We start from the raw sequence: 13184 nt of genomic DNA, 5'->3' as shown, positions 1-13184 counted from the left end.
AATGACTCCGGCAATACCTGTGCCGCTCCTGTTCAAGGAGCCATCAATATAAATCTTATAGGCGCCAGAACCCGAATCACGCGTCAACACAACGTGGTGATATACATCGTCGTTTATTGCGACCGTAGATTTGGTTGAGTACTGGTTTCCAACGGATAGACCAATTCTTCCGCTCGCATCTAACCACCCCCAAAAAATGTCATCCGAACCTCCTGCCTGCTCAACACCCGCTATGCCGGGTGCGCGCCAGCCGGTGTTATTACCGGTTTGAGTGGTTTTGATCCAGAAACTCATCGATGCGGTCGTACGCAGGCGACTATAAATATCTGCACTTTCAATGTAGTCATCCACACCATCAAATTCACCAGCTCGACACAAATGCGCATCATCTGTCGTCTGCGCGCCACCTTGAGATTGAGCGTCCAGGCCATTGCCGGAACTATCCAAAACGTCCCCTGCATTACCGGACCAAGAATCCTCATCCATGCGGAATTCGATATCTGCAATCGGTGTCGTTACGGGGCCAATGCTGTAATCAATCACCAGCAGAGGAGCATTAGCACTTTCGCCGTTACGAGCTTCCGCCGTGCGTTGGCAAGCAGAACTATTACAACCCGATCCAGGACGGATCAGAATCATCAGGCTGTTACCATCGGCCCAACCACCCCGATTAACAATCTCCTGAATAACGAGCGAAATATCCGCGGTTTGCTCCTTATCACTCACACTGGTCCAAGGAGCAGGACTCCAGGGCACAACAGCAGAAGTCGGTGTTCGATTGCTCAAATTTGAGCGGTTATTACCGATGCCACCGGCGTTATCGGCAGCTTGCCCATAGATCTCTAGATTTGTGGCACCACTGTCGGTTTCATCCACCTCAAACTCGATATAGGCCGAATTGATGGTCGCTCCCTGAGGCACATTAACACTGCGAAAGCGCAACCCTACTAACTGCGCATTACCACCGTCATAGGCCATTTCTAAATCACTACTGCCGCGATTCATGTTGCCGTTAGACAGGCGCTCTTCTGCATCATCATTGTTATTACTGATTCGTACTTGCTCGACAATGGCATGTACCGGGCTAGAGAGTATAAATAAAAGCCATAAGATAAGGCTCCGCTTCAGAAAATAGGCCATCAATTACTCCTCGCCCTGACCTGAATCGTGCGTTCGGCCTGTTCAAATCCACTACCACAAATCGCAGTGCTACTTAAGGTGTAGTAATTGATGCCGGCCACTACAACCAGGTTGCAGGACAAATCTGCTGTGCAGCCATCAAGCCCTAGATTCGAGCCTGACGAGTCGAAGTCAATATCGGCCAACGCGTTATTGCAGCTTGTGCTACCAACAAAAATTCTATTAAGCCCTACCTGAGCTCCGCTCTCTGCAGCATAAAATGCCCGCTGCGACTGGAAACTCTGACTAAAACTCAAACTCGCTGTTTGATTCAATTCGCCAAGAGCCACCACAATCAGTGCAAGTATAGAAATAATAAATACCGTCGCTGGCAAACCGATCCCGCGCTGCATCGAGCGCAGAGCAGGCACTGTTTGCCTTTTTAGCCTAAGGAACATTTCTCACCTGTATTTCCTGCGCGATCGATTGCACGGCACCACTCGCATCAACCACATCAAAACTTAAAATCACCACACCTGCACGGCTAAGTGTTCCGGGGGAGTAAGCAAAGGCACCATCGCGTAATTGGCTAGCAACCACTTGTGGCGTCAAGCCTGAAGGGTCAGGAATGCTAGACTGAAAGCCATAACCGGTGTAATAGTTTAAAAAGCCTCCAACGAAACAGAACATTTCTGGAGGTCGCACGATGTAAAACCTTCGAGTTGGTGAGTCTGTAAGAAACTGATGGGCTGCGCTCAACTCGAGTTCTAAGGCATTTGGAGTTGCCCCCGCCGTTAATTGACTGACGAGAGAGCTAATGGTTCCAGGACTCGCCAGAGAATATAAACCAGAAACGGTATTTGGATAAACGGCCACGCGGTCACGCGCACTATCAACATCCCCCGCCGTGTAGTTTGGAAAAGGCACGACCTCAAAGCTATCCGCTGCTCCGGCCGTTGGTACTGTCAAATAATCCGACCCCCCAACCGTAGGAATGTATTCAATACAAGAACCACTGCCGCTTGCAGCGTTAACCCTAAAGCTATTCGGCAAAGCGTCACGAACACCTCGACTGACTTTTTCAGACAGCAACCAGGCAATGGAAGCAATGTGCTGACGGTCGGCACTATCAGCGACCCCCTGTACTGATCGGCCTATAAAGTTGACAATCCCAACTCCCAAAATGCCGATAATCACGATAGTGACAATAATTTCAATGAGGGTGAACCCTCTTTGCACGCCAATCCGACCCAACTGCATCAGAAGTTACCTTTGTACACAGAAAAGAAAATATCTCCTTCTCCCGGCGGCGTCACCTGCACCACAATTTTCTTGGCATGCTCATTCCCACTTGCGCCCACTGAGCTACCATCGCAGCTTACAGTCACCTGAACACGATAATTGTCGTAAGAGGAATCGATCGCGCCAATCAGGCTAACGGGAGGCGATTCGTTAATACCGTTGTAATCGTCCACATCATCATACGTCGCCCGATCTTCTCCGCTCTCTGGCCCCAAACTGGAACAGGATGGGGAAGCAACCGTGGGCAAGCCTCCAACAGGAGTCGTTTCATCGTAAGATCGAGCAAGAATCTCGTCCAAATAAAGCTGCGCCAGCTTTAAAGACTTATTTCGCCAAAGAGGGTCGGCGCTTTGTGATACAGAAAAACTAAATGAGTTAAGAACCGCGACCAAGGCTATCGAAATAACCACAATAGAAATAATCAACTCGATTAAGGTAACGCCGGCTTGCTCTCGCTTTAAACTCACGGACACCCCCCATTGCCTTCATAAGCATAGCCTTGGGAAGACAAGCAGACTAGAAAATTCGTCTCGCCAGAAAAGCGGATAACATGATTGTTGCCGTCACTCAGAACCGCGCCATTGGTCCAAGTAAATGTTTGACTGCTGCCAGAGCCGAGTGTTGCGCCGTCTATCTGAAGGCTATTCCCGTCCGATTCGACATTAACAGGCGCGGGATTAGTGACGCCGACTTTTTGCAAAGCAAAACGCCACGCATCGCCCGTATTGGCAATTGTTAAACTTACCGGATTGGGAGTACCGCTGCTACCAAGCGCAATTTGCTGTGCTAGCAAAGCCTGTGAGATAAGAAGATCTTTTGCGACAAAGTTAGAATACTCAGAGCGTGCTGTGAACAGGCTAACGCCCCCGTAACTAAGAAGTCCGATCAAGACGATCACCATCACCAGCTCAATGAGGGTGAAACCATGCTGATTGACCTTGCCCCTTGCTTGCATAGTTAAGCCCCGTTGTTACGCAAAAAAGCGCCCTGAGGCGCTTTTTTTAAAATAGATAAGGACTTAGCAACCGCTTGTATCGATCGAGATCACAGGTGCGTTTCCAACAGCCGTCGCCTCAGTGTAAACGATCTGGCATGTGCCGGTGCCACCCGCAGCTGCGACTGTCACCGCGGTCGCAGTCGATGTGATCGTAAAGTCGTCTGACGTAATCTGTGCCGCAGTAAGAATGTCATTGGTTCCTGCTGTGGTGTCATCAACTGCAGGATATCCGTTTACCAAGTTCACTGTTGCGCCATCAAGCGTGACAGAACCTGTTGCCGTATTCTGATTGGAAACCAATGCATCAGCATGCGCAATCGCAGACGCAGCTTTCACCGCACCGAGAGCTGCCTGAACTGTGGCTGTTCTTGCTTCTGAGCCCAAATCGGCAAAACGAGGAAGCGCGAAGGCAGAGAGAATACCCAAGATCACGATGACCATGACCAATTCGATTAAAGTAAAACCGGCTTGACGTTGCATTTGCTGTAGCTCCTGTTGCAATAGCTTTAATAATTTACGCTAGGTAAGTGACAAGTTACGTTAACTATAGCGTCTAAATAGTTGGTTGCCACACATAAAAGCACCCAATTTGTATCTTTTCTGTAAAGAAGCATCTATCCCAATTCAGCTTTTCGGATATAGGATATCAATGCGCAATATATTCTAACGAAAGGGCTTGAACTTTGCTGCCTTCCTCAATGGTTTCAACTCGGAAAAACAGAAGCTCATCGCGCTCAATAAGCCTCCCCTCATAAACAATAGAGGAGTTAGGTAAATACGCGAGCACCCGCAGCTTTGGGTCATAAATCCAGTTTCCAGGCTGATCATTAAGCAGATCAATAGGCCGCTCTCCAAGATACTGTGGTGGCGTTTCCTCGACTCGACCTTTCAACCAACGCATTGGATTCGCGCCGCGGAGCTCTTTTGCACTAGCGAGCGATGATTTTACCTGTAATTCAAGCTGCATGAATTGCACAGCTGTTTTGATTTCAGCAAGCCTGTAATCGAAGCGTTTTTGCTCTAGAGAATCCATTTCTCGATCAATCTTGGGCAAGAACACCATTATTAAAACGCCGACCATTCCTAGCGAAACAGCAAAAGCCAAAAAGCGTCCACTAAACGCACGAGGAGAACGGCTCATGGTCGCTTAACCCCTTCCCATTGCGGCCGACCCTAGATCCCAGATCGGTAAGAAAACTCCCAACGCCAACACTAAGACAATGCCACCCATGACAACGATCAAAATCGGCTCGATCGACTCCGCTAAGCGCTTCAGTGAGTAATCGGCTTCCTCATCATAGAAATCCGCAACCTGATCTAAGAGAGAATCAATCGATCCGGTCTCTTCTCCTACCGATATCATCTGCAAAACCAAGGGTGTGAAGACTTCAGTACTGCGCGCTGAACGAAGCAAGCTATCGCCGCGTTCTATCGAGTTCTTCATTTCGACAATTCGGGATGCAATATAGTGATTTCCGGCCGCTTCAGCTGCGATCGCCAACGCGTGAGTGATCGGCATTCCCGCTTTCAGCATCATGGCAAAATTGCGAGTGAACCTGGACAAGGTGATCTGTTCAAACAAAATGCCGACGATTGGAAAATTTAACTTTCGACGGTCCCACTCATATTTTCCCTTTTCCGTCCGCACCCAATAACGAAAGCTGAAGATCGCCGCTATCACCAAACCAATCATGAGCCACCAATACTCCAGACAAAAGTTAGAGGTCGCCACCAGTATTTGGGTGGGTAGAGGCAAATCAGCGCCAAACTTTTTAAAGACACTTGCAAACTTAGGGATAACAAAAATATTAACAATAAACAGCGCGATGAAAATCGCTGACAATACCATGGTAGGGTAGCGTGTCGCCTGCTTTACGCGCTTACGCGTGTCTCTCTCTAGCTCTAGGTTTTCCGAAAGCTGATGAAAAGCCTCCTCGAGCTGACCCGTATTCTCACCCACATGAATCATACTAATGAACAATTCACTGAATACTTTTGGGTGAGCCTGCATCGATGACGCGAGATTGGTACCAGACTCAAGCCTACTGGCGACATCCATCAAGGTCTCTTTCAATTTCTCGGAGCGCGTCGATTCAGCCAAGCCCTTCATCGCTCTAATGATGGGAATACCTGCTCGAGCGAGTGCATTCATCTGACGACAAAAGATTATCAACTCATCAAGCGTGACTTTCTTAGGAAAAATATCAAAGTTGATGCTGAGTTCTTTTCCTGCTTTTTCAGCTTCCTCAACAATTCTAATCGGCGTAATACCCTGACGCGCTAGCTCATTGGCAGCCGCATTCTGCGACGCCACAACGAGTTGGCCGTTAACGGCCTCACCCTTACTATTGCGCCCCTGATATTTATACGTCGCCATGATTAGAAAACCTCGTCAATATCCAGATCTAGCTCAAAGTGATCGTCGTCTTCTGGGTCACTATCGTGAAGCGTCGCCGAGACACGGAATACTTCATCGAGGCTGGTGAGCCCCTGCTTGGCGTAATCCAAAGCACATAGCTCCAAAGGCCTAAAGTATGGATTCGCCCGTGCAGCTTTTTCAAACGCATCTGGGTCAGCACGACGGAGTGCGCTCAGAGTCCCTTGATCCATCTCAAGCCATTCATAGATGCCGATACGCCCCTTGTAGCCGGTATTACTGCACTGATAGCAGCCAGAACCGTGTTTGAACCCTTCAGGAATAGGCTCTTCCTCGGAGACGAGATTGGTCAACCATACGCGCTCTTGAGCCGAAGGCTCATAGTCGGTACCGCAATTGTCGCAAACTCGCCGTACCAATCGCTGAGCCATAACGCCCAGAAGTGAACTTGCAACCAAGTAGGGCTCTGCACCCATATCGATCAAGCGCATAGCGGAACTAACCGCATCATTGGTATGCAACGTAGACATCACCAAGTGACCTGTCATCGCAGCGCGTAAGCCAATTTCCGCTGTTTCCTGATCTCGCATTTCGCCAACGAGAACGACGTCGGGGTCTTGACGCAAGCACGCGCGCAAGACGGACGCAAACGTTAATCCCACTTTAGGATTTACCTGCACCTGTGTAATGCGCGGCAAACGATATTCTACGGGGTCTTCTGCGGTAATAATCTTCACTTCGGGTTTGTTCAAGCGCTGCAACGCACCATACAATGTCGTTGTTTTACCACTACCGGTTGGCCCCGTTACCAGAATCAAACCATGCGGTCGAGTAATGGAAGCTTTAAAGCGTTTGAGTATCTGATCTGGCATCCCGCTATGCTCTAAACCGAGCATTCCATCGGTTTGATCTAGCAAACGCATTACGACTGATTCGCCGTACTGGGTAGGCATTGTGGATAACCGTACATCAATCGACCGGTTCTTGACGCGAATATTAAACCGCCCATCTTGCGGAACGCGCTTTTCAGAGATATTCAGTCCCGACATCAATTTCAAGCGAAGAACTAGCGCAGCATTAATCCGCGTTTCCTTCATTTCCTGCTCTTGCAAAACACCATCAATTCGCAACCGAATGCGCACCACATTCTCATCCGGTTCGATATGGATATCCGATGCTCGCGCCATCACGCCATCTTCGAAAATCGATTGCAGCAGTTTCACCACCGGAGCATCAGAGTCATCGCCTGTCGCTGTAAGCTCGGCAAGATCAAATGCATCGTCGGAAAGCTCGCTATCTAACTCCTCTGCGAGGTTCGAAATTTCGTCCGTTCGTCGATACACCATATCGAGCGTGCTAAGCAGCTCACTTTCACGGACCACGGCATGACGCGTAGGTTGTTGTACTTTTTGAGAAATTTCATCCAGAGCCATTAGATCCATTGGATCAGCCATACCAATGAGCAAGCTACCCTGCTGCTCATCCAAGACTATAGCCCGAAATCGTCTCGCCAATGCCTCCGGAAGTTTTTTGATCAACTCTTGATTAAACTGATAGTGCTTGAGCTGGACGAAGGGGATTTCAAGCTGACGAGAAAGCAGATTAAGCAAACTGTCTTCATCGACGTATCCAAGATCAATGAGCGTCTGGCCCAGCTTTCTTCCAGACTTTTTTTGCTCACCCAGAGCCGTCATCAACTGCTCTTCAGTGATAACGCCATTCTGGATCAAAAGATCGCCAATCCGGATTTTTTTCTTCGGTTCACTCATACTGTGAAAATCTTTAGCCTAGTTGGTTAGGAAAGAACACTTACAACGTAAGTTGTTGCAAGCGCGACTGGGAAAAACTCGCTAGAGAGCTTTTCAGATTTGGCAGAGCCAAAGCCTGTCGATAAGCCAGCACAGCATCGTTATATCGCTGCATCTGATCGAGGCCAATTGCCATACCGACCCACCAGTCAGCGATATCAGAATTTTGCTCAAGCAACAACGAGTATGTGTCTACGGCTTCAGCAAACTGACCCTCTTGCTGATAATACGAGGCCATCAACGCAAAATATTCTAGGTTTTCTTTTACTGGTGGACGCGCGCTATTCAGCACGTCTAGAGCCGCACTTAACTTACCTTGTGCCGCAAACCAACGCGCCTTAACTTCCCTCAAGGCGACAATCGAACGCCCATCGACAGCCGCAAGCAATGCACCCGTTTCTTCTAAACGCTGTCGGGAAAGCAATGTACGAGCAAGCACCACACGGCTCAGACTGTCGACTTCATTTTCAGCAATATAACGATAGAGTGAATCGATTGTGTTCTGGTCGTAGCCCGTTTTTAGGGCTTCCGCAGCCTGTAGTGCATTCGCCTGATCTTGTGCCTTGGGCGTCAAAACGACACCTGCCGAAGAGGATTTCGAGGACGTCTCAGCGTCAGCGCGTGCAAGGGTTTGATTAACCGGCTCTGCCTTCTTTGGCTGTTGGACGCTTATTGCCTTTTTGGAAGCCAATTGTGACGAAGGCGCCTCCTCCTTCTTAACCGATACCGCATCGATGGCCGTTTGAGTAGGCAACTCGGGTTTTTCTTGCACTGTACTGATTTGTGCGGGCTCCGAAGACGCGACGGTTAACGCTCTCTCTTGCTCTGACTTAGCTTGAGCCGGCTGGGTTTGAGCCGGCTTGCCTTGAGCGGAGCTGGTCTCCTCTGCCTGCTTGCGGCCATTCTCTGCATATTCGACGTTTTTGGTTTGCGCTGCTTCCTTAGAATCCATAGGTGCTACCGGCGCACGTTCTGCTTCTTCGAGATTGGAGATCGAAGCGTCACTCATAATAGCCGATGTGGATTGACCCGCAGCGTCGGTCATCACTCCCTCTGGCAGAGTATCGCTTGGCTTTAACAAAAACCATGCGCTCATAACGACCACAACAAGCATCAAAACAGCAATGAGTAGCCGCCACCGAGACATGGGTGACTTCGGAGCCACGAGCGAACGAGGTAAGCCTGAAGGTGCTTGTCTTTCGTTTGCCATCCGAGCATCAAGATCTCTAAGCATCTCATTGATAACACTCATCCCAGCAGACCTCCCATTTGCAGGTATCCAGTCAGACTGCCAAGCGTTGTGACCGTAACAATCCACGCCGTGACCTGCCATGGCAGTTTAAAACGCTTTTTCCGATAGACGCTCTCTGTATCTTGAATCGCGCCCTTCATATGCTCTCTTTTCACCATGGAACTGCCTTTGCCATAAGCTGCCATCAGTGCTTTATGACAAAGGACATTTAGTAATCGTGGTATGCCACCAGAGGCGCGATAAAGTTGAGTTACCGCACCTTCGTCAAACAAGCGATCACCAGAATAGCCCGCTAGAATCATACGATGAGAAATATAGCTTTCGACATCATTCCGCGTCAGAGGCTGAAGCTTGTGCTGGAAGGTAATTCGTTGACGGAGTTGTCGTAACTCCTCACGAGACAACATATCGTCAAGCTCGGGTTGACCAAATAAAATCACCTGCAGGAGCTTTTCAGACTCTGTTTCCAAGTTCGTGAGCAGGCGCAAAGCCTCTATTGTTTCCATCGGCATGGACTGCGCTTCATCGATAATTAACACAACTTGTTTGCCGACAGCCGTCAGTTCGAGAAGCTTCTCATTAATATGCTTGAGCGCGAGCACGCTTCTTTCAGTTGTAAAAGATCGCGCAGAACCGCTGCTTTCTGCCGCGTCATGGCAGTCAATACCAAGCTCATCCGCGATCATGCAGTAGAGTGTTTCTGGAGAACAATGCGGATTCGGCACGTAGGCTGTTACATAATGCTCGTCCAAGGCATTGAGCAGCTTCCTGCAAAGCAAGGTCTTTCCGGTTCCTACCTCTCCGGTGAGCTTTATGAAGCCTTCTTTATTATTTAACGCAACAAGCAAGGTCTCTAAACCTTGCCGATGCGTTTCAGATTTCATGAAAAAATGGGTGTTGGGTGTCAGCGTAAAAGGCGCTTCACGCAGACCGAAGAATGCCTCGTACATAACAAGCCTCACTGATAAAAGTTAGTTTCCGGCGCTTGCCCCATTTGATCACGAAACTTTCCAAACCGTTCCCGACTCTCACGAATATCCGATTCATAAACAGAATCGTCCGTAATAGTTGGTCGCAATAGAATGACCAACTCAGTTTTGTTTTCTTTCTCGGATTTTTGCTTGAATAATTCACCTAGCAATGGAATCTCTGACAAAAACGGTACCGACGAATTCTCATCTGAGCTAATTGTCTGTATCAGGCCACCGATCACCACAATCTGGCCATTTTCCGCAGTAATCACACTATCTGACTCACGAATAGTCGAAAGAGCCAGAGGTAGATCGATATCTTCGCCCGAAATAGAAATAATCTTCTGTTGATCTTCCACGCTGCTAATCGACGGATGCACATGCAAAACAATTTTACCGTCTTCACTAATTTGGGGAGTAACATCGAGCGCGATTCCAGAGAAGAACGGTGTTAGCTCAATATCTGTAGAATTAGAGTTTGTATCGTTGTTTGACTCAAAGTCGATATCGGTAACAAAGTACTCATCCTTCCCTACTTTAATCACTGCTTTTTGATTATTTACCGTCGAAATTCTCGGGCTAGAAAGAACCTGAACATTGCCTTGCGTACCTAATAAATCAATGGTGGTCGTAAAGTTACCAAGACGTACAGTAGAAGAAAAAACGCCTCCGCCTCCGGCAACGGCATTTGCTACCGTGCGTGCATCTAATCCAACGTCAATGGATCTTCTAGCAACACCTGCGGCTGTAAATTCACCAGCTTCGGCAAAGGTCCAGTCAATACCCTGTTGATAAGACTGGTTTAATTCAACTTCTAGAATTTTAGCTTCTAGAATAACCTGGCGTCGCATGATCAGCTCAGCACGGCGAAGATAATTTTCCACAGCCGTTAACGATTCCGAGTCAGCGCGAACAACAATCACACCCGCGCTTGGCGTTAATACAACAGAGTTCCCTTCTTTCGAGCCGATAATTAACTGGAGGGTGTTCTGCAAATTGCTCCAAAAACTATGCTCGCTTTGCGTATTAATCTGTGTTCCTCGTGAGGCTCGACCAGACTGGGAGTTACCACCCAGAGACGAATCATCACTATCCGTATTGTTGCTCGGCCCCATCGTAATTTGTCCAGAACTCACACTCGTTTCGGAGCCGCCGCGTCTCACCACATCAAGGTAATCAATGTGAAAAATGCGGGTTCGCATGCCGGTTGCAAAGACTTTTGTCAGACGATCTTTGCGTTCGTATTCATAACCGTATATTTCTTTCGTCACCTCTAGAACTTCTTCGACGGTAACGTTTTTTAGATTCAGACTAATAAGGCCGGAAACATCAGGGTGCACAACCATGTTTTCGGAAGTGCCAGCGACAAGGCCAGCAAAAAACTCTGCCGCGGGAACACGGTCAACCGAGATATCAAAGCGAGGCTCAGCGGCCAAGCTACTTCCATCTTCTATTCCCGGGGTTAAAGCCGAAAGGACGTCATTCGAAAGCGCGGGTGGTTCGGGCTTTTCAAGGATCTGGTCTAGATCTTCATTTATCTGATCTATACCTGCCGTTGTGTTTGCACTGGGCGACTGCATCAGTGCGTTCTGGTGAGCACATGCCGAAAGCAAGCTACACCCTGCCATGACCAAAACTCGAAAAAACTTTAACTCACCCATTTAAACACCTTGCCATGTTCGTATACACCTTGGTTGTAGGACCGCCCTAGATTCGGCAACCATACATTTCTGTTACTGTCCGATATCAGAATCTAACGATTAATCTTGATATCTTTGCTGGGCATTCTCATTGCCAACACCCGCTTTTTACCTTTTACGGATAGCGTCACGCTATCAGAACTAATCGCTACCACTTTTGCCCCGCTAACAACGTCACCAACCGCAACTTTCTTACCATTCACGATCGCGAGATTACGGTTCTCAGCGCGCAGTATGTAACTCAAACGATAGCTAATCTCGGGTTTCGCTTTCGCCTGTGCCTTTGGCAATCCGAGCGGTCTGGTTGGATCTTGCAACACCTCACCGCTTGGCAGCTTGTAATTCGCCTGCGCGCAGGCGACCCAGATAAATCCTACCAAGAGAAGCGCTAGTTGTTTTGTCTTAGACACCAATCCACTCCTCTTCCAGGCTTAAAGTATTTAGCTCTATCGTGAGTATTCCTTTGGGATAATCCTCTACTTGATAATCCAGCGCATGCCAGTAAAAGCCTTTCATTTCTTCGAGGCCTTGCAAGAACTGCAACGCCTGGAAGTAACCTCCCTCCAAGGTCATTTGGAAACCGTGGGAGTAAATTACAGCGCCAGCCTCAGAGGTATCCTCTCTGTCCAATGACTCAGCATCATCTCCATTCCCTTCGTCCTCAGAAGAGCCAAGAGCAAGGCGCTCAACAGGGAGGTTACGTGCAGAGACAAGAGTCAATCCCTTATAATCTGCCAAAACTTCCTGCATGGTTTGCGCCATTTGGGATGGCGGCATCAGATGCGCAAGCTGCTCTCTAATTTCTTCACCAAGCTCATTGAAGTGCTCCTCTAGCTCGTTGTTCTCTGCCTGTAGAGGATCATTCGGGTTCTGCTGCAACTTTGCTTCTAAAGTATGAATATCGGCTTTTAGCTCGGCGAGGTCAGATTCAGCCAGCAATAAACTTTGATTTGCGGCTTCGTGCTTTACTTCCCATGAAGAAAAGAACAATTGCAACCAAAGTATGATGATAAAGATAAGACCAGTGGCAAAAATGATCACGCGTTCGCGAACCGAAAGGGCTTCCGCTTTTTCTTGCAACAGCATCCACTTATCGTTCATTTCGCGACTCCTCTACCAACTTGGTAGCATCGGGTAACCCGCGACGCTGCGATACGATCAACTCAACAGTTTCTTTCGGCACCGCCTGCAACTGGAAATGGATTCGAGACGCATTTTTCTCGTCTTGCTTCAAATCGAAGGTGGTAAAGTTTCGTCCTACGAATACAGGCTCCTGTTTCAAACGCTCAAGGTAAGCGGGCACCTGCTTACCAGACACTGCGACCCCCTCAAGAGCCATACTTGCGCCCGATTCGGCGACATTGATACGCGTCAACCATAGCTGCTGATTAGTCTGACGCGCCAAACCGACCATGTACGATGAAAAACCTTGAGTATCACGTACCGATACCGAGTCGAGTGTTTCTAAAAGTGCTTTGCGGGCTTGAATCTGTTGTTTAAGCCGTTTGTTTTGCCTGAGCAGGGCGTCATCCAGCCGCAACATCGCAACCTTGGCCTCTAGAGACGTTTTCGCGTCTCGTTGGATACTAAGACTCTGTCGCGTATTCTCAAGCTGCGCGTCCAGATCAGCCTGTTCAAAACTAAGCCAAACTGAAATT

15 protein-coding genes are annotated in these 13184 nt (G+C 48.5%); all 15 read right to left on the bottom strand.

The features are described from left to right. A partial coding sequence (locus A3750_RS08620) for a LamG-like jellyroll fold domain-containing protein (RefSeq protein ID WP_197474967.1) occupies positions 1-1140 on the bottom strand: 1140 nt, incomplete at its 3' end. After that, complete coding sequence (locus tag A3750_RS08615; protein ID WP_082873140.1) at positions 1140-1550, bottom strand: hypothetical protein; 411 nt, start codon at positions 1548-1550, stop codon at positions 1140-1142. The genes A3750_RS08615 and A3750_RS08620, both read right to left, overlap by 1 nt. Positions 1551-1566: 16 nt before the next feature. Further along, positions 1567-2379, bottom strand: coding sequence for a prepilin-type N-terminal cleavage/methylation domain-containing protein (locus A3750_RS08610; protein WP_068457056.1), 813 nt, complete (start codon positions 2377-2379; stop codon positions 1567-1569). Continuing rightward, positions 2379-2888: a prepilin-type N-terminal cleavage/methylation domain-containing protein gene (locus A3750_RS08605; RefSeq protein ID WP_197466347.1), complete on the bottom strand. Its 510-nt coding sequence runs from the start codon at positions 2886-2888 to the stop codon at positions 2379-2381. The genes A3750_RS08610 and A3750_RS08605 overlap by 1 nt, the downstream gene beginning before the upstream one ends. After that, positions 2885-3376, bottom strand: coding sequence for a type II secretion system protein (locus A3750_RS08600; RefSeq protein WP_068457052.1), 492 nt, complete (start codon positions 3374-3376; stop codon positions 2885-2887). The genes A3750_RS08605 and A3750_RS08600 overlap by 4 nt, the downstream gene beginning before the upstream one ends. A gap of 63 nt (positions 3377-3439) precedes the next feature. Then, positions 3440-3898: a prepilin-type N-terminal cleavage/methylation domain-containing protein gene (locus A3750_RS27195; protein WP_068457048.1), complete on the bottom strand. Its 459-nt coding sequence runs from the start codon at positions 3896-3898 to the stop codon at positions 3440-3442. Positions 3899-4064: 166 nt separating this feature from the next. Next, the gene (locus tag A3750_RS08590; RefSeq protein WP_068457045.1) at positions 4065-4559 is read right to left on the bottom strand and encodes a hypothetical protein; all 495 of its coding nucleotides are present in this window, start codon (positions 4557-4559) and stop codon (positions 4065-4067) included. A 6-nt stretch (positions 4560-4565) separates the two neighbouring features. Further along, complete coding sequence (locus A3750_RS08585; RefSeq protein ID WP_068466010.1) at positions 4566-5795, bottom strand: type II secretion system F family protein; 1230 nt, start codon at positions 5793-5795, stop codon at positions 4566-4568. 2 nt (positions 5796-5797) lie between these two features. Next, complete coding sequence (locus A3750_RS08580; RefSeq protein ID WP_068452636.1) at positions 5798-7564, bottom strand: GspE/PulE family protein; 1767 nt, start codon at positions 7562-7564, stop codon at positions 5798-5800. Positions 7565-7604: 40 nt separating this feature from the next. Then, complete coding sequence (locus A3750_RS08575; RefSeq protein WP_068452633.1) at positions 7605-8855, bottom strand: hypothetical protein; 1251 nt, start codon at positions 8853-8855, stop codon at positions 7605-7607. Then, positions 8852-9805, bottom strand: a complete 954-nt coding sequence (locus tag A3750_RS08570) for an ExeA family protein (protein ID WP_068452630.1) — start codon at positions 9803-9805, stop codon at positions 8852-8854. Before A3750_RS08570 ends, A3750_RS08575 begins: the two co-directional genes overlap by 4 nt. Positions 9806-9813: 8 nt before the next feature. Continuing rightward, positions 9814-11487 (bottom strand): pilus (MSHA type) biogenesis protein MshL, encoded by a 1674-nt coding sequence (gene mshL / locus A3750_RS08565; RefSeq protein WP_156492250.1) that lies wholly within the window; start codon positions 11485-11487, stop codon positions 9814-9816. Between the two features lie 92 nt (positions 11488-11579). Further along, positions 11580-11936: a hypothetical protein gene (locus tag A3750_RS08560; protein ID WP_082863053.1), complete on the bottom strand. Its 357-nt coding sequence runs from the start codon at positions 11934-11936 to the stop codon at positions 11580-11582. After that, positions 11929-12627: a hypothetical protein gene (locus A3750_RS08555; protein ID WP_068452627.1), complete on the bottom strand. Its 699-nt coding sequence runs from the start codon at positions 12625-12627 to the stop codon at positions 11929-11931. Before A3750_RS08555 ends, A3750_RS08560 begins: the two co-directional genes overlap by 8 nt. Next, positions 12617-13184 (bottom strand): PilN domain-containing protein (locus tag A3750_RS08550; RefSeq protein ID WP_197474966.1); only part of this gene is annotated, 568 nt, incomplete at its 5' end. The genes A3750_RS08555 and A3750_RS08550, both read right to left, overlap by 11 nt.

The sequence above is a fragment of the Oleiphilus sp. HI0079 genome, from assembly GCF_001635105.1.
This window is presented reverse-complemented; position numbering and strand designations above follow the sequence as displayed.